The sequence below is a fragment of the Halotalea alkalilenta DSM 17697 genome, assembly GCF_000621205.1.
GTDB classification, from domain to species: domain Bacteria; phylum Pseudomonadota; class Gammaproteobacteria; order Pseudomonadales; family Halomonadaceae; genus Halotalea; species Halotalea alkalilenta.
Window position 1 is genome coordinate 45612 of the sequence record NZ_KK211233.1, and the last position, 24658, is coordinate 70269.

Annotated in this window: 25 protein-coding genes; 21 read left to right on the forward strand and 4 right to left on the reverse strand. The window is 64.3% G+C overall.

Going from position 1 to position 24658, the window contains the following annotated elements:
* Positions 1-62: 62 nt before the first annotated feature.
* Together Q376_RS0118755 and Q376_RS23510 are read left to right on the forward strand one after the other, a co-directional pair.
* Positions 63-602: a disulfide bond formation protein B gene (locus Q376_RS0118755; RefSeq protein ID WP_027351599.1), complete on the forward strand. Its 540-nt coding sequence runs from the start codon at positions 63-65 to the stop codon at positions 600-602.
* Positions 603-839: 237 nt separating this feature from the next.
* Positions 840-1364 (forward strand): sigma D regulator, encoded by a 525-nt coding sequence (locus tag Q376_RS23510; protein WP_245598998.1) that lies wholly within the window; start codon positions 840-842, stop codon positions 1362-1364.
* Positions 1365-1443: 79 nt separating this feature from the next.
* On the opposite strand, the gene Q376_RS0118765 is transcribed toward Q376_RS23510, so the two are convergent.
* On the reverse strand, positions 1444-2100 hold the full coding sequence (locus Q376_RS0118765) for a histidinol-phosphatase (RefSeq protein WP_027351600.1): 657 nt from the start codon (positions 2098-2100) through the stop codon (positions 1444-1446).
* A 323-nt stretch (positions 2101-2423) separates the two neighbouring features.
* Between Q376_RS0118765 and Q376_RS0118770 the strand changes: the two genes are divergently transcribed.
* The 18 genes from Q376_RS0118770 to Q376_RS25565 all read left to right on the forward strand — a co-directional run bounded on the left by Q376_RS0118770 (position 2424) and on the right by Q376_RS25565 (position 18265).
* A complete protein-coding gene (locus Q376_RS0118770) occupies positions 2424-2927 on the forward strand; it encodes an RNA pyrophosphohydrolase (protein ID WP_027351601.1) in 504 nt (167 codons plus the stop codon).
* Between the two features lie 245 nt (positions 2928-3172).
* Complete coding sequence (gene lgt, locus Q376_RS0118775) at positions 3173-3994, forward strand: prolipoprotein diacylglyceryl transferase (RefSeq protein WP_027351602.1); 822 nt, start codon at positions 3173-3175, stop codon at positions 3992-3994.
* A gap of 24 nt (positions 3995-4018) precedes the next feature.
* Positions 4019-4813, forward strand: coding sequence for a thymidylate synthase (locus tag Q376_RS0118780; RefSeq protein WP_027351603.1), 795 nt, complete (start codon positions 4019-4021; stop codon positions 4811-4813).
* Positions 4810-5328, forward strand: coding sequence for a dihydrofolate reductase (locus Q376_RS0118785; RefSeq protein ID WP_027351604.1), 519 nt, complete (start codon positions 4810-4812; stop codon positions 5326-5328). Before Q376_RS0118780 ends, Q376_RS0118785 begins: the two co-directional genes overlap by 4 nt.
* Positions 5329-5421: 93 nt before the next feature.
* Complete coding sequence (locus Q376_RS23515) at positions 5422-6117, forward strand: ProQ/FINO family protein (protein WP_052365527.1); 696 nt, start codon at positions 5422-5424, stop codon at positions 6115-6117.
* Between the two features lie 190 nt (positions 6118-6307).
* Positions 6308-6520: a DUF1656 domain-containing protein gene (locus Q376_RS0118795; protein WP_027351605.1), complete on the forward strand. Its 213-nt coding sequence runs from the start codon at positions 6308-6310 to the stop codon at positions 6518-6520.
* A gap of 18 nt (positions 6521-6538) precedes the next feature.
* The gene (locus tag Q376_RS23520) at positions 6539-7459 is read left to right on the forward strand and encodes an efflux RND transporter periplasmic adaptor subunit (RefSeq protein ID WP_052365528.1); all 921 of its coding nucleotides are present in this window, start codon (positions 6539-6541) and stop codon (positions 7457-7459) included.
* A gap of 9 nt (positions 7460-7468) precedes the next feature.
* On the forward strand, positions 7469-9655 hold the full coding sequence (locus Q376_RS23525) for an FUSC family protein (RefSeq protein WP_052365529.1): 2187 nt from the start codon (positions 7469-7471) through the stop codon (positions 9653-9655).
* 83 nt (positions 9656-9738) lie between these two features.
* Positions 9739-10536 carry an SDR family NAD(P)-dependent oxidoreductase gene (locus tag Q376_RS0118810; RefSeq protein ID WP_027351606.1) on the forward strand — a complete coding sequence of 266 codons (798 nt, stop codon included), beginning with the start codon at positions 9739-9741 and terminating at the stop codon, positions 10534-10536.
* A gap of 13 nt (positions 10537-10549) precedes the next feature.
* Positions 10550-11554, forward strand: coding sequence for an MDR family NADP-dependent oxidoreductase (locus tag Q376_RS0118815; RefSeq protein WP_027351607.1), 1005 nt, complete (start codon positions 10550-10552; stop codon positions 11552-11554).
* Between the two features lie 187 nt (positions 11555-11741).
* A complete protein-coding gene (locus Q376_RS0118820; protein WP_043448833.1) occupies positions 11742-12254 on the forward strand; it encodes a sigma-70 family RNA polymerase sigma factor in 513 nt (170 codons plus the stop codon).
* A 57-nt stretch (positions 12255-12311) separates the two neighbouring features.
* A complete protein-coding gene (locus tag Q376_RS0118825; RefSeq protein ID WP_027351609.1) occupies positions 12312-13355 on the forward strand; it encodes a FecR family protein in 1044 nt (347 codons plus the stop codon).
* A 98-nt stretch (positions 13356-13453) separates the two neighbouring features.
* Positions 13454-15916 carry a TonB-dependent siderophore receptor gene (locus Q376_RS23530; protein ID WP_052365531.1) on the forward strand — a complete coding sequence of 821 codons (2463 nt, stop codon included), beginning with the start codon at positions 13454-13456 and terminating at the stop codon, positions 15914-15916.
* A 167-nt stretch (positions 15917-16083) separates the two neighbouring features.
* Positions 16084-16434, forward strand: a complete 351-nt coding sequence (arsC, locus tag Q376_RS0118835) for an arsenate reductase (glutaredoxin) (protein ID WP_027351610.1) — start codon at positions 16084-16086, stop codon at positions 16432-16434.
* A gap of 110 nt (positions 16435-16544) precedes the next feature.
* Positions 16545-16736 (forward strand): hypothetical protein, encoded by a 192-nt coding sequence (locus tag Q376_RS0118840; protein ID WP_027351611.1) that lies wholly within the window; start codon positions 16545-16547, stop codon positions 16734-16736.
* A gap of 402 nt (positions 16737-17138) precedes the next feature.
* Positions 17139-17492: a hypothetical protein gene (locus Q376_RS0118850; RefSeq protein ID WP_155834410.1), complete on the forward strand. Its 354-nt coding sequence runs from the start codon at positions 17139-17141 to the stop codon at positions 17490-17492.
* Positions 17493-17545: 53 nt separating this feature from the next.
* Positions 17546-17695, forward strand: a complete 150-nt coding sequence (locus Q376_RS25000) for a hypothetical protein (RefSeq protein WP_155834411.1) — start codon at positions 17546-17548, stop codon at positions 17693-17695.
* A gap of 435 nt (positions 17696-18130) precedes the next feature.
* Entirely contained in the window at positions 18131-18265 is a 135-nt protein-coding gene (locus Q376_RS25565; protein WP_263281385.1) for a hypothetical protein, read from the forward strand.
* A gap of 99 nt (positions 18266-18364) precedes the next feature.
* Here Q376_RS25565 and adhP read toward each other — a convergent pair whose 3' ends face one another.
* Both adhP and exaC read right to left on the reverse strand, forming a co-directional pair.
* Positions 18365-19393, reverse strand: coding sequence for an alcohol dehydrogenase AdhP (gene adhP, locus Q376_RS0118865; RefSeq protein WP_027351613.1), 1029 nt, complete (start codon positions 19391-19393; stop codon positions 18365-18367).
* A 55-nt stretch (positions 19394-19448) separates the two neighbouring features.
* Positions 19449-20969: an acetaldehyde dehydrogenase ExaC gene (gene exaC, locus Q376_RS0118870; RefSeq protein WP_027351614.1), complete on the reverse strand. Its 1521-nt coding sequence runs from the start codon at positions 20967-20969 to the stop codon at positions 19449-19451.
* A 342-nt stretch (positions 20970-21311) separates the two neighbouring features.
* On the opposite strand from exaC, the gene Q376_RS0118875 reads away from it, so the two are divergent.
* Positions 21312-23237 (forward strand): sigma-54-dependent Fis family transcriptional regulator, encoded by a 1926-nt coding sequence (locus Q376_RS0118875; RefSeq protein ID WP_027351615.1) that lies wholly within the window; start codon positions 21312-21314, stop codon positions 23235-23237.
* A 43-nt stretch (positions 23238-23280) separates the two neighbouring features.
* On the opposite strand, the gene Q376_RS0118880 is transcribed toward Q376_RS0118875, so the two are convergent.
* Positions 23281-24315, reverse strand: coding sequence for a sodium:calcium antiporter (locus Q376_RS0118880; RefSeq protein ID WP_027351616.1), 1035 nt, complete (start codon positions 24313-24315; stop codon positions 23281-23283).
* Between the last annotated feature and the right edge of the window lie 343 nt (positions 24316-24658).

The window sequence follows — 24658 nt, forward strand, 5'->3', positions numbered from 1 at the left end:
GCGGTGGATGCCGCTGGACCCCTTTTCCGAATACTTCTCATGACATGGAAGATCTTTGAATCATGATCGACAAGCTGAGCCGGATCATTTGTCGCGGCTGGTGCCTGCTCGGGGTACTGATGTGTATCCTGATGATGGCGGTGGCGCTGCTGCTCGAGCATCTGTGGGGGCTCGAGCCCTGTCCGCTATGCATCTTCCAGCGCATAGCGGTGATCGCGACCTTCCTCGTGCTGCTGCCGGGGATCTTCCATAACCCCAAGGGCAAGGCCGGCGCGGTCTACGGAGTGGCGGCGCTGATCACCAGTGGCGCGGGCATCGCTCTGGCCGGGCGCCACCTGTGGCTGCAGAGCCTGCCGCCCGATGCGGTGCCCTCTTGCGGCCCTGGGCTGGACTACATGCTCGAGGTGCTGCCGTTCTGGGGCGTGATTTCCCAGGTGCTCTCCGGCTCTGGAGAGTGCGCCGAGATCCATGGCATCTGGCTCGGCATCACCCTGCCCGGCTGGACGATGATGGGCTTCGCCGTGCTGGCATTGATCAGCATCGCGTTGATCTTCTCCTCGCTGCGCCGCGGCCGGCGCGGGCCGAGCAAACGCCTGCTCTGAGTCGTGTCGGGTCCCCGGGATGCGCTGCACCCGGGCCCTGCTGAAGAAGCCCTCGTGCATCCCATGTCGGGGGCTTCGTCGTCTCCATGGGGTGCGACCAAAACGCGCGGCGGCTCGCTTGCACCACCTGTGGGGCTGGTTGATCATGGAGTTCGGATTTGGATCAGGGCAGGCGACATGCCTGCCCTTTCCAGCAAGCGAGTCATGGGACTGACCAAGCGAGTCGAGGAGAGACACGTGCTTATCCAACAACATGTTTCCAACGTCGAGCGCTGGGGTGGCGTCAACCTGGTGATCGATCGCTGGCTCGAGCAGCGCCATCAGCTGCTGCTCTCATTCAGTGCCCTCGATGATGCCTGTGATCGCGACCTCACCACTTTCGATCGCGGCCTGCTCGACCGCTTCAGTGAACAGCTGCTCGACTACCTGAGCCTTGGCCACTTCACGCTCTACCCCATCCTCCAGCAGGAGGCGCAGGAGCATGGCGACGGCGACGCGCTCGCCGCCGCGACTCAACTGCTCGAAAACCTCGACCCCTCCACCCAGATGGCGCTCGCCTTCGAGAGCGATTTCTCCGACGCTCATCGCTGTCGCGAGAATCTAGCGATGCTGCCGGCCTGGCTCGAGAGGATCAAGCGGGGGATGAGCGAGCGCTTCACGCTGGAGAACCTGCTGATCGCCCGGCTCCACGCCGTGCACGCGCCGACCTCCGAGTTCGTCGCCGATCTCGGTCAGCGGCTTGGCGAAAGCTTCCAGCATTGACGAGGAAGAGGGGAGTTCGCCGCGAGCGTGGAGGCGCTCTCCTCGCTCGCGGGTCGCGAGTGCGTGCAGTCCGGGCTGGTCAGCGCAGGCTCATCACCGTCCAGCCGCGTCGCTCGGCCTCGATTTTCAGCGTCGGGTCGGGGTCGACCGCCACCGGGTGATCGACCCGCTCGAGCAGCGGCAGATCGTTGCGGGAATCGCTGTAGAACCAGCAGCCCTCGCGCTCGATCTCTGGATGTTCGGCGAGCCAAGCCTCCAGTCGGGTCACCTTTCCTCGCTGGAAGCTCGGCACGCCGGCGACACGGCCGGTATAGGCGCCATCGCGCTCCTCGACCTCGATCGCGATCAGTTCATCGACCTTGAAGCGCTCGGCGATCGGTGCGGTAACGAAGCGGTTGGTGGCGGTGATGATCATCAGGAAGTCGCCGGCCTCCCGATGCCGGTCGAGCAGCGCCTCGGCCTTGGGCAGCACCATCGGCTCGATCACCTGCGACATGAAGCCGCGCCGCCAGGCCTCGAGCAGCTCGCGGGGGTGCTGGGCGAGCGGCTGGAGCGAGAACGAGAGGTAGTCGTCGATGTCGAGGGTGCCCGCTTCGTAGTTGCGCAGGTATTCATCGTTGGCGCGCCGGTAGCGTTCTTCGTCCACTGCGCCGACGCGAATCAGATATTCTCCCCACGCATGGTCGCTGTCGCCGCTGATCAGGGTGTTGTCCAGGTCGAAGATTGCGAGTCGCAAGTTGGTCATCTCCTAAATATTCGAACGCGATGTGTAGCGCGATGCTTGGCTTGGAAATCCTTTCGAAAACCGTTCGTTTCCGGGACGTTCACCATGAGCGGGTTTTGAGAGGAATTCCTAGCGCATGCTACCCCAAGCGTTCCGCGGTCGCTCGCCCGGAGCACGGCGTATTGATGCCCTTTCTCGCTTTGTGGAAGAATGGCTGCAATAGGTGCCGTCGCTTTTGCGCGGTACCGTCGAGAATCACAGTGCATGCCGGGGAGCGGGATCCAACTGATCGGCCCCGGCGCTGGCACCGGTGAAAGAGATAAGGGGTATGACCCGTGATCGACCCTGATGGCTTCCGCCCCAACGTTGGCATCATCATCGCCAACCCTGGAGGGCAGCTGCTCTGGGCCAGGCGGGTGGGGCAGGACGCTTGGCAGTTCCCGCAGGGCGGGATCAATTCCGATGAGACCCCCCAGCAGGCGCTCTATCGTGAGCTGGAGGAGGAGATCGGGCTTTGTGCACGAGATGTCGACGTCATTGCCTGCACTCGTGGCTGGCTGCGCTATCGTCTGCCGAAACGAATGATCCGTACGCACTCGCAGCCGCTGTGCATCGGCCAGAAGCAAAAATGGTTCCTGCTGCAGATGCGCTGCAACGAAGCGCGGATCTGTTTCGATTCGACGCCCAGCCCTGAGTTCGACGGCTGGCGCTGGGTCAGCTACTGGTATCCGCTCGGTCAGGTGGTGTCGTTCAAGCGCGAAGTCTATCGGCGTGCGCTGCGCGAACTGGCACCGCGTCTGCATCACTCGGTGGGGCTCGAAGAGCACAGCCGGGGCTGAGGTGAGCGACCTGGGAAACCTCCCGCCCTGCGGTGGGAGGTTTTCTTGCGCCTGTACGTCTAGGACCGGTACCTGCCTCCGATCGAGCGGAGGGCGCCATCACTTGATCAGGCAGCCCTGGTAGCAGGTAGAATGGCGCCCGCGCTGGGCAGGCACTCTTCGCTTGCTCGCCGCCCGCGCGATTTAGTGCCGGACGGCACCAGCAAGCCTGCGCATTGGCGCGCCATGAGAGGAGAGATGACCGCATGCGCTATCCCGATTTCGACCCGGTACTGTTTTCGCTGGGCCCGATCCAGATCCACTGGTATGGGCTGATGTACGTGGTCGGCTTCGTCTCCGCCTGGTGGCTGGCGCGGCTTCGCGCCGAGCGGATCGGCCTCGACCGTCAGCAGGTCGGCGACATGATCTTCTACGGCGCGCTCGGCGTGGTGCTCGGCGGTCGGCTCGGCTACACGCTGTTCTACGGCTTCGATCAGTTCCTCGCTGATCCGCTGTGGATCCTGCGGGTGTGGGAGGGTGGCATGAGCTTCCACGGTGGGCTGCTCGGGGTGCTGGTCGCAGCGCTGCTGTTCGCGCGTCGCCACAAGCTCGCCTTCTTCCAGCTCACCGACTTCATCGCACCGATCGTACCGGTGGGGCTCGGCGCCGGCAGGATCGGTAACTTCATCAACCAGGAACTGCCCGGCCGGGTGAGCGACCTGCCCTGGGCGATCGACTACCCGCTCTATGGGCCAGAGATGCGCCATCCCTCGGCGCTCTACCAGTTCGCCACCGAAGGCGTGGTGCTGTTCGTGGCGCTCTGGTGGATATCGAGCAAGCCTCGGCGTCGCGGGCTGATCTCCGGGCTGTTCCTGGTGCTCTATGGCGGTTTGCGTTTCATCACCGAGTTCTTCCGCATGCCCGACCCGCAGCTGGGCTTCATCGCCTTCGGCTGGCTGACCATGGGCCAGCTGCTTTGCGTGCCGATGGTGCTGGTCGGTGTCCTGCTGATGGTCTGGTCGCGCAACCAACCGGTCGACCGTGGTGCACGGACGGCTCCCACTTCGGATTCCGCGTCCGCGCCTTGAGCGCGGACGAGCGAGAGGCCCCAGATGCAGCCCTATCTCGACCTCATGCGGCGCGTCCTCGACGAGGGGACGCGCAAGAGCGACCGCACTGGTACCGGCACCCTCAGCGTGTTCGGCCACCAGATGCGCTTCGATCTCGCCGCGGGTTTTCCGCTGGTCACCACCAAGAAGCTCCACCTGCGCTCGATCATCCACGAGCTGCTGTGGTTCCTGCGTGGTGAGACCAACATCGCCTACCTCAAGGAGCACGGGGTGAGAATCTGGGACGAGTGGGCCGACGAGAACGGCGAGCTCGGCCCGGTCTACGGCTATCAGTGGAGAAGCTGGCCGCGCCCGGACGGCGGCCACGTCGACCAGATCGCTCAGCTGGTCGACTCGATCAAGCGTAATCCGGACTCCCGCCGGCTGATGGTCTCGGCCTGGAACCCGGCGCTGGTGGACGAGATGGCACTGCCGCCGTGTCACGCGCTGTTCCAATTCTACGTCGCCGACGGCCGGCTCTCCTGCCAGCTCTATCAGCGCAGCGCCGATGTCTTCCTCGGTGTGCCTTTCAACATCGCAAGCTATGCCCTGTTGACCCAGATGGTCGCGCAGGTCTGCGAGCTGGCGCCGGGGGAGTTCATCCATACTCTGGGCGATGCGCATCTCTATCTCAATCACCTCGACCAGGCTCGCGAGCAGCTCGCGCGGTCGCCTCGCCCGCTGCCCCGGCTGGTATTGAATCCCGAGATCGACGACCTGTTCGCCTTCCGCTTCGAAGACATCGCGATCGAAGGCTACGACCCCCACCCGCACATCAAGGCCGAGGTCTCTGTATGAGCGCGACGCGGATCGCGATGATCGCCGCGCTGTCGCGCAACCGGGTGATCGGTGTCGATGGCAAGCTGCCCTGGTACCTGCCCGAGGACCTGCGCTTCTTCAAGCGGATGACCAACGGCAAGCCGCTGATCATGGGGCGGGCGACCTTCGACTCCATAGGTCGCCCGCTGCCCAACCGGCTCAACCTGGTGATCACTCGCGATCCCGGCTTTTCCCATCCCGGCGTGCGGGTCTGTTCGAGCCTGACCGATGCGCTCGAGGTCGCCGAGCACCAGGCGCTGCTAGACGGCGTCGAGGAGTTGATGGTGATCGGTGGGGGACAGATCTATGCCCAGGCGCTGGGGCTGGCGAGCCGGCTCTATCTCACCGAGGTGGATGTCGAGATCGAGGGCGACACCTTCTTTCCGACCCTCGATGCGAGCGAGTGGGAGGAGCAGGAACGGGTCGAGGGAAGCCCCGATGGAGGTCAGCCCGCCTATCGCTTCGTCACTCTGCGGCGCTGCGCGCCAAGGTGAATGAATGATCTGTCCCCTTGTCGGCGAAGGGATTTAATCTATCATGGCGCAGAAAGGACAAGCGTTTTCGTGGTAGTAACGGGGGCAGGCAAGGTGACAGATCATCTCGATACGCTGATCGACGCACTCGATCGAAGGGCGCATGCAGCCATTCTCGAGCTCGAAGCGGCGACGCAGCGTGTCCGTGTGTTGGAGGCCGAGAATCAGGCGCTAAGGCGGCGTCTCGGCATGCTGGAACCACAGCCTGGCGTGATCGAGCGAGCCCGGCCGCCAGATGTCGAAGCCTCTTCCGAACCACTTCCCGAAGCCTCTTCCGAAGCCTCTTCCGAGGCGTCCTCCGAGGCGACGGCGGACCCCTCCAGCGAAGCTCCCGTCGCTTCCACTTCACGTTCCGCGCCCGTCGAAGGTGAGCCGCATCCCTCTCCCCAGGCACTGCTGGAGCAGTGGTATCAGCGCTACCCGGCGACTTTCTTCAAGGCCCATACCCGTCCTCTCAAGGTCGGCATCCATCAGGATCTGGTCGCTCGCGAGCCCTGGCCAGCCAAGCTGATTCGTCGCACGCTGGCCAATTACGTCAATCTTCCCCGCTATCTCAAGTCGGTACGCACTGGCGTCGAGCGTGTCGACCTCGATGGCCAGCCGGCCGGTGCGATCAATGAAGACGATGCCCGCCATGCCCGCGAGCAGCTCGAAACGCTGCAGGCGCGCAAGCGCGAGCGCGAGGCGCGCCTTAGTGCGGAGCGGATGTCCCGCAAGCTTGCCGAACTGAGTGCGCGACACGGGCATTGAAGCGTTTATCGGGCTAATATATCGCAGCCTAACTATTGGCGTTTGGCCAAATACCGCATGATGAGCCGCCTCGCCCAGTGGTACCGAGCGAGACGATACGATTTCGTGACGCCTCTCCTTCGGGTCCGGGCCGAGAATGGGAAGTGGGACTTTGCGACCTGCATCGATGGATAGAGGGAGATAGCCCTTCATGTACCTTCGCGAGCTCTCCTGGGGTGGGGTGTTCTTCAGCCCCATGCTCTTCTACGCCTTCGTCAGCCTGGTGCTCGCCGCGGTGATCCGAGCGCTGGTGCACAAGTCCCCATTCGGGCGTCTGATCTGGCAGGAAGCCTGGTTCGACGTCGCGCTGTTCGTATGTCTGCTTGCCGGGGTGACCTACGTCGCCGGTGCTTATCAATGGTGATTCAATGGTGATCGCTCGATGCGTACGTTGACGAGACTGCTCTTCGCACTGGTGATGCTCGCCCTCGCGGTGGCTGCCGGGGTGTGGACCTGGAACTACTACATGTATACCCCCTGGACGCGTGACGGTCGGGTGCGCGCCGAGGTGGTCACCATCGCCCCCGACGTTTCCGGCTGGATCTCTCGCTTGGAGGTTCGCGACAACGCGCACGTCGATCAAGGAGAGGTGATGTTCGCGGTCGACGACGCACGCTATCGCGCCGCCCTCGACGAGGCCAAGGCGCGCGCGGAGAGCGCGCGGGTGACGTGGGAGCAGAGCTTGCACGATTACCAGCGCCGCCAGCGGCTTTCGAGCCAGTCGATCTCGCGCGAGGATCTCGAGACCTCCCGGCTCACCGCCGCCGCCAACGAGGCCAGCTACCACGCCGAGCAGGCCGCCGTGGAGAGCGCCCAGCTCAACCTCGATCGTACGCTCTACCGTGCGCCCGTCTCGGGTCATGTGGTCAATCTGGCGCTGCGCCAAGGTGACTACGTCAACCAGGGCAGCGCGCAGATGTCGCTGGTCCGCGACGGCTCCTACTACGTTACGGGCTACTTCGAAGAGACCAAGATGCCCTCGATCCAGATCGGCGACGCCGCCGACATCTGGCTGATGAGCGGCACCCAGCGCCTGAGCGGACGAGTGGTGAGCATCGGCAGGGGGATTTCGAACAGCAACACCACCGCAGGCAACGAACTGCTTCCCGACGTGGCGCCTACCTTCACCTGGGTGCGACTGGCCCAGCGCATACCCGTCGACGTAGTGCTCGACGAAGTGCCCGAGGGCACGCTGCTCAGCGCGGGGATGACCGCGACGGTACGCATACGCCCGCCGGTGGCAGAAGATGCACGGACGCCATCGCCCCAGGCCTCCGACGAGGCGGCGCCGGGCGCCGACTGAGATCAGCCCATGGCCGAGACCTTCAAGCTCAATCCCAAGCTCGCCGTCTTTCTCACCCCGACCCCCTTCGCGCTGACCTTCGCGCTCAAGGGCATCATCGCGATGGCGCTGGCGCTCTACGTGTCGATGCTGATGGATTTCGATCGCCCCTACTGGGCGATGATCTCGGCGGTATTTCTGCAGATTCGTCCCGAGAGCGGGCAGGTGATCGAGAAGGGCATGTTTCAGCTGCTCGGTACCATCCTCGGTGGCGGTATCGGCCTGCTGGTACTCGCGCTGTTCGTTCAGGCCTCGGCGCTGGCGCTGGCCACGCTTTCGATGCTGGTGTTCGTCTGCGCCACGTTCTCGGCGATGACCCACAACTTCAACGTCACCTATTTCTGCGCGATGATCGCCGCCACCATGATTCTGGTGGTGGTGATCTCGGTGGCCTCGACGCCGACCAGCAACAGCATCTTCGAAGTCGCAGTGCAGCGGGTCAGCGAGATAGGCATCGGCTCCATCTGCGCCACTCTGGTCAGCATGCTGCTCTGGCCGGTGCGAGTGCGCCAGGCCATGGTGATGCATGCCAACGACGTGATCGCCAAGGCGTTCGCCAGCGTCGAGCTGCATCTCGATCCGGAAGACAAGCGTACCGAACGCCATGCCTCTCTGCTCGGTGTGATCGATTCGGTGATGCTGCTGGAAGCCGACACCAGCCCGGTGATCTACGAAGGCCCCACTGGTCCAGGGCGCGCGCGCGCAGCCCATCTGCTCTCCCAGCGCACGCTCAGCCTGATCGCCGAAATGCAGGTGCTGGGCCACTTCATTCGTGAGCATCCGGACTGGATCGACGATGTCGTCAGCCCGCTGATGGAGGACCTGCGCAATTCGGTCCACCAGGCCAAGGCCGAGCAGGATCACGTCGCGCGGCGTGAACTCATGGTCGCCTTGCGCAAGCGGGTCAACGCTTTCGATGTTTCGCGGCTCAGTACCGCGCTTCAGCACCGGGCGGTGCAGGCGATCCAGGAGGTGGTCCAGCTGATGCTGGTGATGCTGGATGCGCGCGGCGCGGTCGAGAACGCCGAGAGCATGCGGCTCAAAGCGGTGCGCATTTCACGGCATCACGATGTGCTGCTGAGCGTGATCATCGGTCTTCGCTCCTCGCTGATGTTCGCCCTGGCGTCGATCCTGTGGATCGCCTCCGGCTGGGACACCGCGTTCCTGATGATGGTGATGCTGGTGATCTTCAGCGTCATGTTCGCTTCTTTTCCCGCGCCGACGATGATCATACGTTTCCTGATCGTCGGTACGGTCGCCGCCCTCCCGGTCGGGATACTGTTCGGTGGGGTGCTACTGGCCAATGCGCCGCGCGACTTCGAGATGCTGATAATGGTGTTCGGCGCGCCATTGTTCATCGCGCTGATGGGGTTCACCAACAGGATGACCCTGGCCTACAGCCTGGGGTTCTGCCTCACCTACATCATCATGACGCTGCCGGGCAACGCGATGACCTTCGACGTGGTCGGCTCGGTCGAGCGGGGGTTGACGGTGCTGATCGGAGTGATCGTGCTCCACACGCTGTTCCGGCTGGTGGTCGAGCCGAATGCGCTGATCATGCGCCGGCGCTTGATCAGTGCCACTGCGATGGATATCTCCGAACTGGGCACGACGAGCCAGAGCGACGTGGAGGAGTGGTTCAACGGGCGGATGTTCGGGCGCATCCAGCGGCTCGCCCGCTACGAAAACAATCTCTCCGACCGGCAGCGCAGCCAGCGCAATCTGATCGAGCAGGGCCTGCTCGGGCTCAACCTTGGCCATGTCGTCATCAAGCAGGCTCGCCGTCTCGCCATGGTCGACGACCAGCCGCGGATGCGCGTGGCGATGCGTCGCTGGCAGCAGTCGCTGGCGCAGGGATACCAGGCCAGCGCCTGGGGGGTGGCCGATGACCAGGATTTCCTCCGTTACACCCGGCTGATCTATCGGCTGATGCGCGATTCCGGGCGATTCGAGCCCGCGCAGCTCAAGCAGTTCGAGGGGCTTTGCTATCGCCTCCTGCTGTCGCTGCGTCGCAATGCCGGGGTCAGCGAGGACCAGATCCAGCAGTTGGAGACCCACCTGCTCAGCGATGATTTCGATGTCGCCGAGCCGCCGATGGATCCTGACAATGACCGCGATCTCAGCGGCGATGATGGGCCAGAAGAGCCGCGTACCTGATCAGTGGCAAAGCCCCTCGGCTTGTACGACGCTTGATGTCGGGTGCAGCATCGCGCCCGATACTGCGATGAGGAGGCACCTCGATGGATTTGGGTATCAAGGGCCGAGTGGCACTGCTCACCGGTGCAGCGGGTGGCATCGGTTTCGCTACCGCCACGCTGCTCGATCAGGAGGGCGTGTCGCTGGTGCTGTCGGATCTCGACCAGGCGGCGTTGGAGCGATGCGCCGAGACGCTCACCGGCGACCCGCTTTGCGTTGCCGCCGACGTGACTGATCAAGCGTCGGTCGATGCGTTGGTCGAGAAGGCGCGCGAACGTTTCGGCGCAATCGATATCGTCGTGCATGCGGCCGGGGTGACCGGCGCCAAGGGTGACCCGCTCGAACTCAGCGATCGGGACTACGAGGAGGCTTGGCAGATCGACTTCATGTCGGCGGTGCGTATCGCCCGTACCACCGTGCCTTCGATGCGCGAGCGGGGCTGGGGACGATTGGTCTGCATCACGTCCGAGAACGCAGTGCAGCCCTACTGGGAAGAGGCGGTCTACAACGCCGCCAAGGCTGGGCTCGGCACCTTCATCAAGGGGCTTTCCTACCGTGAGGCGGCGCACGGCGTGCTGTGCAATACCGTGGCGCCGGCGTTCATCGAGTCACCGATGACCGACGGGATGATGGAAATCCGTGCCAAGCAGCTCGGTGTCTCCTTCGACGAAGCGGTGGCGAGTTTCCTCGAGGAGGAGCGTCCGGGCATCGTGCAAAAGCGCCGCGGCCGGGCCGAAGAGGTGGCCGCGGTGATCGCGCTATTGGTCTCCGAGCGCGCCTCGTTCATCAACGGTGCCAACCTGCGCGTCGACGGCGGCTCGGTGATCGCGGTGCAGAACTGATCCGGTACGGCAAATGAACGAACGTGGCACCGAAGCCCTGCTGCTCGCCAGCCGTCCAGTGGCGGCACTGGGCGTCGAGCATTTCACCCGCGCCTGGGTCGATCCGGGCGCGGGTGCCTTGCTCCTGGCCCCGCGCTATCTGAGCGTCGACCCCTACATGCGCACCAGGATGCAGCCCCAGGGCTATGGCTACGTGTCGCGCTGGGACGCCGGCTCCAGGCTTTCGGCCTGGACCCTGGCCGAGGTGCTGGCCAGTGACGACCCGGCCTGGATGCCGGGGCAGTGGGCAGTAGGTCATCTGCCGGTACAGCGCGAGATTCGCTGTGACGGCGATGGCCTGGTCGCATTGCCACTCGGCCCTGCACCGCTCGCCTGGCTGCATCCGCTCGGCATGACCGGCCTCACCGCATGGCTTGGCATGCGCGAGATCGGCCGGGTCGAGCGGCGGGACCGGGTGCTGGTCGGTGCCGCCGCCGGTGCGGTGGGGTCCATCGCCGCCCAGCTCGCGCGGCTCGAGGGCGCCGAGGTGCTGGTGACCGCGGGGCGCGGCGACAAACGCGCCTGGCTCGAGGAGATCGGCTTCTCCCATCCGCTCGATCATCGCGCGCCTGGATATGCCCAAGCGCTGGCGGCGGCGGTGGGCGAGGATGGGCTGACGCTCAACTTCGAGAATCTCGGCGGTGGCGCTTTCGAAGCCGCCAACCGCTGCATGCGCAGGAATGGCCGGGTCGTGCTGTGTGGATTGATCAGCCAGTACCAGCAGCCCGACCCGCGCCGCGCGCCGGCCAACCTTGGTTCGCTTTCCGCCCTCGGTGTGCGGGTGCTGCCATTCGTCGCGCCAGAACACTACGCGCTGCTGCCGCGTTTTCGCGCCGAGATGGGCGAGCTGCTCGCACAGGGAGCGCTCGAGTGGCGCCTGACCGTGCTGGAAGGAGGCCTCGAAGCGCTGCCGCGCGCTTTGCTCGCGCTCTTCGCGGGTCACAACCTCGGCAAATGCGTGGTTCGCCTATCCGGCTGAGGACGAGTCACTGCAACGGCTGCGCCGCGGCAGTAGAGCGGGCGCTCCCTTGTCGATTGACAACAATGATAATCATTAGTGATCATGGCGGGTTTGCGAGTATCCCCGGCGACTTCTCCTTGCCTTGGTGGCCGTAAGGAGTCTTCTGTCGACCTATCGTTCACTCGGATGGCCCGTCGAAAACCACATGGCGAAGTTGACGCTCTTTCTGGCCTACAGATCCGCGCTGGTCAATTACGCCACGCCGATCGTCGGTGATCGTGCCCAGGCCGAAGACGTGGTGCAGGAGGCCTTCATCCGCTTCATGCAGGCGCAGGGCAGCGCTATGCACCAGCCCGCCGCCTATCTTTACCGGATCGTGCGCAACCTTGCCCTGGACAGCGTCAGGCGGCGGGCGACGGAGCAGCGTCACCAGCTCGAGCCGCCCTGGTGGATGACGCCGGACTCGCCACGCACGCCAGAGCAGGAGCTGCACCACCGCCAGGACCTGCAGCGCCTCGCCCGCGTGCTCGAGACACTGCCAGAACAGGCCCGAATGGCACTGACCATGCATCGCTTTCAGGGGCACACCCTGCAGGAGATCGCACAGCGACTGGATATCTCCCTCTCCAAGGCGCATCGCTTGGTTCGGGACGCGCTGGTGCTGCTCGCCCGCGAACTCGTGCCTGCGGAGGACACCCCATCCGATACCCTCCCATGAACCGTGTCCGGCAAGCGTGGCGGAAGCGGAAGGTCATCGAAGTCGCGAGGCATGGACATGCGTGATCAAGGCCACTGTGAGCAGCGCTTGGCTGAGGCCATGGACTGGCTGCTGCGCCTGAACGAGTCGCCCGACGATCCAGCGCTGCTGGCCGGATTCGAGGCCTGGCTGGACGCTGGTCCCGACCATGCGTCGGCGTGGCGCAGGGCGCTCGATACCTGGGCACTGCTCGGCGAACTCGACCCCTCAACCTTGGCAGCTGCCGACCACCCCTCGCCTTCGCCGCGCGATGGCACTGCTCCAGGCCCTAAGGCTCGCCCCGCGCGCGTTCGGTCGCGACGGCATCTTCCCGCTCGGCGCCGGCTATTGGCGGGAGTGGCGTCGATGGCGCTCCTGCTGGTGATGTTCGTAGTGCTCGCGCCTGAGCTGTCGTTGCGCCTCGAGGCGGACTATCTCACCGGTACCGGTGAACAGCGCCGCGTGGAGCTGGAGGACGGCAGCGTCGTCCATATCGGGGCGAAAAGCGCGATACGAACCGACATGGGGCCCTCGCAACGCGGGGTCAGGCTGCTTGCCGGCGAGGCATTCTTCGAGGTAGCGCCGGATCCAGAGCGTCCCTTCATCGTCGAGGCGCAGGGTCTCAAGGCGACGGTCGTGGGCACCAGCTTCGATGTCCGGCTATCCCCGCAGGCGCTGTCGCTCGCGGTGAAAAGCGGCACGGTGCGGGTCGATTTGCCGCCGTCGGCCGATGCGCCCGAGCGCAGCATGCATGCCGGTGAGCGGGTGAGCATCGATCGTCGTTCAGGCGCCGTGGTCGACACCCAGGTCCCGGTCGATCAGATCGCCATCTGGCGCAGCGGCTATCTGTTCGTCCAAGACATGCGCGTCGAGGATGCCATCGGCGAGCTCGCGCGCTACCAGCAGGGGTGGACCATCATCACCGATGAACGACTCAAGGATGCGCGTGCCACCGGGCTCTACGATATCCATTCACCCGATAGAGCGCTGCATGCGCTGTTGCTGCCGTTCGATGCCGAAGTGCGCCAGTTGACCCCGTTGCTCCGGGTCGTGTCGCTCCGAGCGCCGGAAGATGAAGAATAATCGTCGCGAAGTGAAAAAAAAAACCGACCTCCTCGTCACCCATCAGGGCATGAGATTTTATGTCATTTGAGATGGACTGATTTTTTCGAGGAACGGCCATGAAGCCATCGGAGCATTCGCTCTGCGCACGGTTCAAGACACCGCGCGGTTTTACACGTTGGATGACCACCAGCGCCATGACGGCCGGTTCGCTGGCGGCGGCGATGGTCACCGCGGACGCTTTCGCTCAGGCGCCGGGGGCGCCTGCGTCGAGCAGGGACACCTCCGCGCTTCAGGCCTCTGAGGCGCGGCTGAGCTTTTCGATTCCCGCCCAGCCTTTGAGCGATGCGCTTGCCGCATTCGGTCGCCAGGCCGGTTTGCAAGTCAGCGCCGACGCAGGCCTCGTCGCCGGCGTTTCCGCCGCGCCGGTGGACGGCGTGATGACGCCCGGCGAGGCGCTCGATCGCCTGCTCTCAGGAACCGGCCTGGCCTGGCATCGTTTCGACGGTGACACGGTGACGCTTTCGCGCAGGCCCGTGACGGAGGAGAACGCCGCACTGTCGACGCTGACCGTGGTCGGGTCGAGGCTGCCGAGCGAGTGGGCGCCAGTCGACGGCTACCGCGCAGTCTCCAGCGCCACCGCGACCAAGACCAATACCGCGCTACGCGACATACCGCAGTCGATCCAGGTGATCCCCAGGGAGCTGATCGAGGACCGGCAGGTCATCCAGCTCTCCGAGGCGGTGGAGTCGGTCTCGAGCGTCCAGCAGGCTTCCACTTCGGGTAACCGTGCCGAGTCGTTCCGGATCAGAGGGTTCGACGCCCCCGGCTACGCTATCGACGGTGTGATGCTCAATCCCGTTGGCGACCGGCCCGAGACCTTCCTCGACATGGCCAATGTCGAGCGCGTCGAAGTGCTGAAAGGACCGGCCTCTGCGCTCTATGGTCGTGCCCAGCCCGGGGGGCTGATCAACATCGTCACCCGTCGTCCCTCCGATACCTTCGAAGGAGACGCCACCGTTCAGGCGGGCAGCGAGGATTTTCGCCGTGCGCAGGGTTCGATCAGCGGCCCGATCGACGCCGGCGGCGAGCTGACCGGCAGGCTCACCGGGGCGACACAGCGCGAGGATGGTTTTCGCGGGTCGGCCGCGGCGCGAAGCGAGCGCCAGCTGGCCAGCCTCGCGTTGCGATGGACTGCCAGCGAGGCGACGACCTTCACCTTCGGCATCGACCATACCGAGCAGGAGACGCCCTTCGACCGTGGCCTGATCGTTACCGCCGACAATGCGGTGAGCCTGCCCAGGGACCGGTTCCTGGCCGAGTCATGGTCGCGAGTCGAGGCGCGCAAGACGCGTTTCTCCTTCGGTGCCGAGCATCTCGCCAACGACTGGCTCACCCTGCGCGGTACCGTTCGCTATGACGACGCGAAGGTGCGCGACACGGGGATCGATTTTCGCGGTCTCGAAGACGACGGCAGGACGCTCAACCGGCGCTACACCGACCGCACCGAGGACTCGACCAACCTGGTGGCCCAGTTCGAAGGGATCGCGACCTTCGACGTCGCGGGCATGACCCATCGCCTGCTCGGCGGGGTCGAATATGCGAAGTCGCGGATGGACTTTCTGTCCTACCGGGCCAACATCGATCCGATCGACATATACACCCCGGTCTATGGCGCGGTGCGGCCTGCGGCGAGCCTGAACTCCGACTACACCGAGGATATCGAGCTCTACTCCATCTTCGCCCAGGACCAGATCGATCTCTCCTCGCAATGGAAACTGCTCGCTGGGCTGCGCTATGACCAGGTCAGGCAGACCATGGAGCAGCGCGCCGGCTCGAGCGATCCGGACATCGACGATGGCTCGATGACCGGCAGGCTGGGCATCGTCTACCAGCCCATCACGCCGCTTTCGCTGTACGCGAGCTTTTCGCAGAGTTTCAGCCCGCAGAGCGGCATGGCCCAGGATGGCGCTGCGCTGATCCCGGAGGAGGGCGAACAGCTCGAGCTCGGTCTCAAGGCCGATCTCATCGCCGACCGGCTCTCGCTGACCTCCTCGGTGTTCCAGATCACCAAGCAGAACGTCGCCACCAGCGATCCGCGTAATCCCGATGCGGATTATTCGCTGCAAACGGGCGAGCAGCGGGTCCGCGGAGTCGAGCTGGACATCATTGGCCAGCTCACTCCCGGCTGGGAGGTCGTTGCGTCGGCTGCCTATCTCGATGCGCGGATCACCGAGGACGAGACCCTCGAGGTCGGCAATCGCCTGACTGGCGTGCCGCTCTGGAGCAGCAGCCTGTGGAGCACCTACGAGTTCCAGAGCGGGCGCCTGGCGGGGCTGAGCCTGGGTGGCGGCATCACTACGGTGGGAAGCCGCAAGGGGGATCTCGACAACAGCTACCAGGTGGACGGCTATCAGCGCCTCGATGCCACGCTCGGCTATCCGCTCAGCGAGCACGTCGAACTCTCGCTGACCGCGAAGAACCTCACCGACGAGGAGTACATCGCGACCCCCGTCAGCCGTACCGAGAACCATCCCGGCGCTCCTCGCAGCCTGATCATGGCGGTGCGGGCGAGTTTCTGAGCCAGCGTCGCTGCGTCTCGCCGCCGTGCCAGGCCGGGCACGGCGGCGATCGCGAAGTCCCAAGGGGCGGCTGCGCCTTTCATCGCAGGGGAGAAGCGGTGCCCCGATCGGTCGCGCCAGCGTGGTACGCTGCTCCGTCTCGTTTCCGACCAACCTGGAGCCCGGCAATGCAGGTCACCCTCTATTACAACGGCCGCTGCGGCACCTCGCGCAAGGTGCTCGACAAGCTTCGCGCCGCAGGCATCGAGCCTGCAGTCGTCGAATATTTGAAAACCCCGCTCGACCACGCCGAGATCGAAGCGTTGCTCGAGCGCCTGGCGATTCCCGCACGCGGTCTGCTGCGTACCAAGGAGGCGCTCTATCGCGAGCTCGGATTGGACGATCCCGCGCTCGACGATGCAGCGCTTGTCGAGGCGATGGTGGCGCACCCGATCCTGATCGAGCGGCCGATCGTAGTCTGCGACCGAGGCGCCCGGATCTGCCGCCCCGCCGAGACGCTCGATGCCCTGCTCGGATGAATCCCGCCAGCGCACGCTGATCGAGCTTCGTTGACGTGCCATCGGTGGCGTCTTGGCGCTATGCTTGGGCGACGGCGACATCGCCGCGCCATGGATGAATGGGAGCGTGCATGACCACGTACCGTGTTTTCAGTGAGGATCGCTCGGTCGATTTGCTGGTCGAGGCCGAAAACGAACGCGATGCCCTCAATCAAGCCGCACGCGAGAAAGGGTACTCGAGCCACACTCAGATGTGCCGTGACCATGGAGAGGAGTCGGGGGAGGCGGTACTCAAGGCGGTCGAGGTCGAAGTAGGCAATTGATTCGCCGCCATCGAGCGACGAATGACGCGCCGCCTTCGGGCGGCGCGTGTGATATGGCCTTCAGCCGGCTTGCCGCTTCTTGCGCTTGGCGAGCGCCCGCAGCAGCGGATTGTCGGTGGCCAGTCGGCGAAGCTGACGGAGCTCTTCTTCGGACAGCCATTTCTTCGGCGCGCGCATGGCGTTTCCTCCTCGTTGTGCATCCACTGCAGCTTACTCTTCCAGTATTGCCGAAATTTGACCCTGCGCCAGTGGGGACAGGCTCTTTTTTGGCCATCTCGCCGGACCCATCGATCTCCTTCCTATCGCATGCCCGTCACCTCCAGCCACCCCGCCAAAGTCTTGGGCACGGCCTGCGATAGGGCAGACTATACTTCGCCAACACCGTGGCACTGGGGGTGAGCGATGAACAGATGGTCGATGGGTGCGCTGCTGCTCGTGGTCTGCGCGCCGCTGGCAGCGCAGGAGCTGACTCCCACCGCCTACGTGCAGGCGCTGATCGCGCCGCTTTCGGTAGCGGCCGATCTGGGACGCAACTGCCGCGCGGCGATCTCCTCAGGCGGTGATACAGCGGTCTGCGAACGTTTTCGGCGCTCCGTGCGTCATCTCTCGAGCGAACAGCAGCAGATCGAACGACACTCGCCCCGACCGGTCGATACGTCGAGCGTCGCGCCCGAGCTGATGACACGCTTCGATGACCTGTCGCGCGAGCTCCAAGACGATGTGAACTATCTGCGCGCCTATGAGCAGAGTCAGTGAAGGATATGGCCAGAGCCGTTTGTGGCCGGAAAAGCCAGATGAGGGAGTGACCGATGCAGCGTGAATACGAGATTCGAGCGATAAAAGGGGGCTGGGTGCTGGTCGAAGTCAGCGACAACGAAGATATCGAGATCGAGCGTTTCGAGGATCGCCAGGACGCCCAAACGCTGAAGCAGGAGCTCGAGACTCAGCAGAATTCATAGCTCTCTGGCGTCGGGTAAGTTCGCCCTGTTTCCAGTTCTTCTCGCGTGGCTGGTGCAGCTGGCCGATATCGCCGCGCAGGCCGTTCACGGCCCGCGCGGCGCATCCAATGAAAATTCCACCATGTCCGGTCGAGACCGCCAAAGGCGGGGTGGCTCATCGTGGCTTTCGATGATCCTCGCCATTTCTTTGCGTCATCGAGTATCGCCATTATCGCGACGGTGATGGCGCTCTCGCTCGTCTACTTTGCTTGTATGAGTCGAACGATCTTTATAGCCCGATGATCGTTTTGGCCGTTTTGTTGACGATACGAGCGAGGGTGGTAAGTCCGTATATTCTGAATGGATATAAATTCGGAAAATTCCCACAGCGCAATCGAGGTAGGATGCCGGCGGTTTAGCGATTGACCAGCCCGGGAAGGGTGGTAAGGAGCCTATATGCAGCAGTCCGAAGAGCAGCAGTGGGTGTTACGTCTCGATGCGATTCTGAGTGAGGCCGAAAGCGACGAGGAGATCGAGCGGATGCTCGAGCTGCTCGACCAATGGGCCGACGAACAGCTCTCGGTCTCGTAAGTCGCAGGCGCGTTCCTGCAACGAGCGAGGCGACCGTCAGGCCGCCTCGATGAGCGATCCCCGCCAGATGGGAGCGGGATCGGCCGATGCCAAGGTGTATCAGGCGTTCAGGTCGAGCACGATACGCCCGTTGATCTTGCCCTCGTGCATGCTCGCGAAGATATCGTTGATGTCTTCGAGCTTGCCTGGCGCCACGGTGGCTTTGACCTTGCCCTCACCGGCGAAGTCGAGCGCCTCCTGGAGATCGAGCCGAGTGCCGACGATCGAACCGCGCACGGTGGTGCCATTGAGCACCATGTCGAAGATCGATAGCGAGAACTCGCCCGGGGGCAGCCCGTTGAGGGTGATGGTGCCGCCACGCCGGGTGATCCCCATCGCCTGCTGGAAGGCGATCGGCGAGACTGCGGTGACCAGCGCGCCGTGAGCGCCGCCTATCTCGCTCTTGGCGAACTTGGCCGGATCGGTGACCCGGGCGTTGACCGTAAGATCGGCGCCAAGCGACTTGGCCAGGTCGAGCTTCGCGTCGTCGACGTCCACCGCGATCACGTTGAGCCCCATCGCCTTGGCATACTGCACCGCGACGTGGCCGAGACCGCCGATCCCCGAGATCGCCACCCACTGACCGGGTTTGGTCTCGGTCATCTTCAGGCCTTTGTAGACCGTCACCCCAGCGCAGAGAATCGGCGCGATCTCGATGAAGTCCGACCCGGCCGGCAGGTGGCCGACGTAATTGGCGTCGGCCAGCGCGTACTGGGCGAAGCCGCCGTTGACCGAATAGCCACCGTTTTGCTGCTTCTCGCACAGTGTTTCCCAGCCGCCGAGGCAGTGTTCACAGTGGCCGCAGGCGGAGTAGAGCCATGGGATGCCGACGCGATCGCCTTCCTTGATGTGGCTGACACCAGCGCCTACCGCGACGACGTTGCCGACGCCTTCGTGACCGGGGATGAACGGCGGGTTGGGTTTCACCGGCCAATCACCCTCGGCGGCATGAAGGTCGGTATGGCAGACGCCGCAGGCCTCGATCTTGACCAGCAGCTCACCGGGTCCGGGACGCGGGACCTCGACCTCCTCGATCACCAGCGGTTGGCCGAACTCGCGCACTACCGCGGCTTTCATCGTCTTGTCCATTGCACTCTCTCCTAGGTTTCTCTGCTTCGGGGCTCTTCGCTTGCTCGATGACGGATCAAAATAGACCTATCGGCTTGGGGTCGTAGCTCACGAGTAAATTCTTGGTCTGCTGGTAGTGGTCGAGGATCATCTTGTGGGTCTCGCGACCGATCCCCGATTTCTTGTAGCCGCCGAAGGCCGCATGGGCCGGATATAGATGATAGCAGTTGGTCCACACGCGCCCGGCCTGGATGGCCCGGCCCATGCGATAGGCGCGGTTGATGTCGCGAGTCCAGACCCCGGCGCCGAGACCGAATTCGGTATCGTTGGCGATGGCGAGCGCTTCCGCCTCGTCCTCGAAAGTGGCGATCGCCACCACCGGGCCGAAGATCTCCTCCTGGAACACCCGCATCTTGTTGCTGCCCTTGAGCAGCGTCGGCTGGATGTAATAGCCCTTGGAGAGACTGCCTTCGAGCCGTTCGGCGCGTCCGCCCGAAAGCAGCTCCGCTCCTTCGCCGCGTGCGATCTCGAGATACGACATGATCTTGTCGAACTGCTGTTCCGAGGCCTGTGCGCCGACCATCGTCTCGGTGTCGAGGGGATCACCGCGTTTGATCGTGGCTACCTTGTCGAGCACTCGCTGCATGAAGGCGTCGTAGATCGAGGATTGGATCAATGCGCGCGAGGGGCAGGTGCAGACCTCGCCCTGGTTGAAGAAGCCGAGCACCAGCCCTTCTGCGGCCTTTTCGATGAAGCTGTCCTCGGCCTGCATGATGTCTTCGAAGAAGATGTTCGGCGACTTGCCGCCGAGTTCGACGGTGCTCGGGATGATGTTCTCCGCCGCGCAGTGGAGGATGTGGGAACCCACTGGGGTGGAGCCGGTGAAGGCGATCTTGGCGATGCGCTTGCTGGTCGCCAGCGCCTCGCCCGCTTCCCTGCCGAAGCCGTGGACGATGTTCAGCGTGCCGGCCGGGAGCAGGTCGTTGACGAGCTCTGCGAACAGAGTGATCGACAGCGGCGTCTGCTCGGCGGGCTTGAGCACCACGCAGTTGCCGGCGGCCAGTGCCGGCGCGAGCTTCCAGGCCGCCATCAGCAGCGGGAAGTTCCAAGGGATGATCTGGCCGACCACGCCGAGCGGTTCGTGGAAGTGATAGGCGGTGGTGTACTCATCGATTTCCGCAAGGCTTCCCTCCTGGGCGCGAATGACGCCTGCGAAATAGCGGAAGTGATCGGCGGCCAGCGGTACATCGGCGTTGAGCGTCTCGCGGATCGGTTTGCCGTTGTCCCAGCTTTCGGCGACGGCGAGCTTCTCAAGATTCTGCTCCATCCGATCGGCGATCGCGAGCAGTATCAGCGAGCGCTGCTGCGGCGACAGCTTGCCCCAGGCCGGCGCCGCGGCGTGAGCGGCATCGAGGGCGCGGTCGATATCGGCGGCGCTGGAACGCGGGAACTCAGCGATATCGTTGCCGGTGACCGGAGAAGAATTGCTGAAGTACTTCCCTTCGATCGGCGCGACGAATTCGCCGCCGATGAAGTTGCCGTAGCGGGAGGCGAAGTCGACGATGGCACCGGGTGAGCCAGGGTGAACGTATTGCATGGTGCGCTCCTTAATGCGAATGAAGGTATTTCCGCCGAGATAGGAGCAAAGCCTGGACCAATAATTTTTTTTCTTTTATTTTCAGTCAATTGATGCCTTTTTTGCCGTGTGCGATCGGCGCTAGGGTGTGCCTGCGACGTGACGCAGGTGTGACACTTTGTCACACCTCTGGGGCAGTGCCGACCAATGTCACATTGCCCTCATCGCCTCGCCCTAGCATGCTGTTTGAAAACTTGATCGATTTACTGGGAAAATCAACGACGCCGCTGGCGATGCCTGCCTCGTTTGGCAACGACCGGGCTCGATTCAAGCGTTTCACCGATTAAGCCGAGGTAGTGGACGATGCACGACTCGACGCCCCACCACGCGCGTCAGGTGTGGGAGGTGGGACAGGACCCCCACGCTTTGCTTGCTTCCAGCACCGATCCCGCGATCGCCCATTCATGGCATCGCTGTCTCGCCGAGCACCGTCTCGATCCTTCCCGCCCCTTGCCGCCCCAAGTGCTCGAATACCACCAACTGCGCAGCCGTCGCCAGCGCCTCGAACCGCTGCTCGAGCTTTCCCGTCACGCGGTAGCGGGGCTCGAACGCACCCTTGGCGAGCGTGGCCAAGCGATCCTGATCACCGACGCCGATGGCGTGATTCTGGAAAGCGCGGTGCACGATGGTGATCGAGACGATTTCATCGCTGCGGGGCTCTGCGAAGGGGCCGACTGGAGCGAGGGATGGGAGGGTACCAATGGTATCGGCACCTGTGTGGTCGAACGTCAGGCGCTGACCATTCACCGTGACGAACACTTCCGCGTCAGGCATACCATATTGAGCTGTTCGGCGGCGCCGATATTCGCACCCGATCATGCGCTGCTCGCGGTGCTCGACGTCTCCTCGGTGCGTGGTGACGTCCATCGCCATGGCCAGTTCCACGTCACCGCCCAGGTCGCCTTCGCCGCGCGGGCGCTCGAGCATGGCTACTTCCTGCGCCAGTACGAGGCGCACACGGTGCTGCGTTTTCGCACGGTGCCGGGGCTGCTCGGCATGTACTGCGAGGGCTTGATCGCCCTCGATGGCAACGGACGGGTGCTGGCGATCAACCGCACGGCCTGCGAGCTGCTCCATCGCAGCCGTGAGCGGCTGCTCGGTGCGTCGCTGACGGCGATCTTCAGCTTCGGCACCGGCGCGCAGGACGAGCTCGAAAGTGGCCAGGAGCTGCTGATCCATGACCTCGATGGCCGCGCGTTCAAGCTGATTCGTGCCCGCGGTGCTCGCCCAAGGATCGAACGGCGTCCGCCCAGGACCGCGAGGCTACCGGTTACCACTGAGTCGCTCGAAGCTCCCGCGGTGCCTGGGCTCTATTGGCGAGACCCCGCGCTGCTCGCCGAGCTCTCCCGGGCCAGGCGAGTCTACGAGCACGACATTCCGCTGCTGCTCCAGGGCGAGACCGGCACCGGCAAGGAGGCGTTCGCGCGTACCCTGCACCAGAGCGCGTCGCGGGCGGATGCGCCTTTCGTCGCGCTGAACTGCGCTGCCATCCCCGAGGCGCTGATCGAGAGCGAGCTGTTCGGCTATCGCGGCGGCAGTTTCACCGGGGCGCGGCGCGAAGGGATGCGTGGCAAGCTGCTCGAAGCCAACGGCGGCACCTTGTTCCTGGATGAGATCGGCGACATGCCCTTGGGGTTGCAGACCCGGCTGCTGCGGGTGCTGGAGGAGCGTCAGGTCACCCCGCTGGGGGGCGAACCCTGTGCTCTCGACGTGCGCATCGTCGCCGCCAGCCTGCATGAACTGAGGGAGCGGGTCGCGACCGGCGCTTTCCGCGAGGATCTGTTCTATCGACTCAACGGATTGAGCATTCGACTGCCGCCGCTGCGCGAACGCGCCGACCGCGAGGCGCTCATCGATGGTCTGCTCGCCGAGTTCGCCGCCGGACGGCCGCTCGAACTGGACGCCGAGGCCCGGCGCGCGCTGCTCCGCCATCCCTGGCCCGGCAACGTGCGTCAGCTACGCAACCAGCTGCGTACTCTGGCCGCGCTCGATGACGATGGGGTGATCTCGTTCGACGAGCTGCCGCTCGAACTGCGCGAAGGAGGACGACGCGCCGCTCTCGTCCCGGCGCAGGAGGAGGGGGTGCTGGAGAACGCCGAGCGACGCACGCTGCTCGAGCTGCTCGAACAGAACCACTGGCAGGTCTCGCGGGTCGCCGAGCGCGTCGGGGTGAGCCGCAACACGCTCTATCGCAAGCTGCGCAAGCACGGCATCCAGCGTCCCGCCTGAGGCGGGGCGCATGCCCGGGCGCCATCGGCCGGTCCCGGGCGGATCAAAAGTAGAGCATCAGCACACCCAGCGCATAGATCGACAGCATCAGTACGCCCTCGAAGCCGATGCTGCCCCAGCCTTTCGCCTGCCGGATCAGCAGTCCCGCGAGCAGCATCGCCGTCATCAGCAAAGACAGCGTGGTTACCAGCAGTTCATCGTTGCCGGCGGCGTGATAGAGCGAGCCGCCTCGGTAGGCGAGATCGCCGATCGCCAGGTTGAGCACATCGAGGCTGTTGCCGCCGATGATCATCGAAATCGCCAGGGCCGTGGCCCCCCGCTTGACCGCGACCACCGAGGTCACCGTCTCCGGCAGGGCGTTGATCAGCCCCATCATCACCGCGCCGACGAAGCCGGCGCGAAGCCCTGACTCCTCGACGATCGACTGGCCGGCATTGGAGACCGCCCAGCCGCCCAGTGAAACGCCCAGCGCCAAGAGCAGGAACACTGCCCATAGCCATGGCGTACCGTGGCAGTCGGTCTGCCCGGCCGCGTCCGACTCCGGATGAGTGGTGGGAGTGCGTACCGGTCGCCACATCGGCGCCTCGCCGTTGCGCTTGATCAGCATCAGGCCACCGAGATAGAACGCCAGCAGGGCAAGGCTTGCGGGATGCACGCCGAGCAGTTGCAGGTCCGGGGTGAAAGTAGCGACCAGGGCGATCGACAGCATGCCGATCAGCAGGCAGCCGAGCAGCAGGTTGGTCAGCGACGCGGCGGCGTGTTCGAGATTGCCACGGCGGTAGAAGATGTCAGCGATCGCGATCGCCATGGTCTGCGCGCTGATACCGCCGACCGCGTTGCTGTAGGCGAGCTGGGGCTGGTCATCGATCGCACTGACCACGGTGATCACGATGCCCGAGAGAGACGTGGCGAGCCCGAAGAAGATCGAGCCGAATAGCGCATCGCCCCAGCCGGTACGGCTGGCCAGCACTTGGCCGGCCAGGGTCAGTTGGATACAACCGGCGATCGTCAGCAGTGCGGCGATCCCGAACACGATGAAGCTGATTTGGAGCGTCCAAGGGGGAAGCAGCGCTTCCATCGAAAATCTCCAGGCCGGGCCAACGGGCATGTGGTCGCGACGAGCGGGTCCAATGAATTTCCCTTCACCCAGCTTAGGTAGTGTTGAACCAACCGCAATGCCGCTTCGCCATCCGCTCGTCGGGATGCCCGGCGATGACAACCGCCTCGGTCGTTGCCGCTCCGGTCCGGAGGCCGGCGTACTAAGTGGGCTCGTCGATTCGAACGGTGAGGGAACCGATCAGCGGGATCGGGGTCTCAATCCAGTATGCACGGACGCTTAAGCCACGGATGGAGCGGGCAGGAAGCTCGAACATAGGATGTAGCGCTGCACAAGACGACAGGCCTGCGAGGGCCTGTCGTCT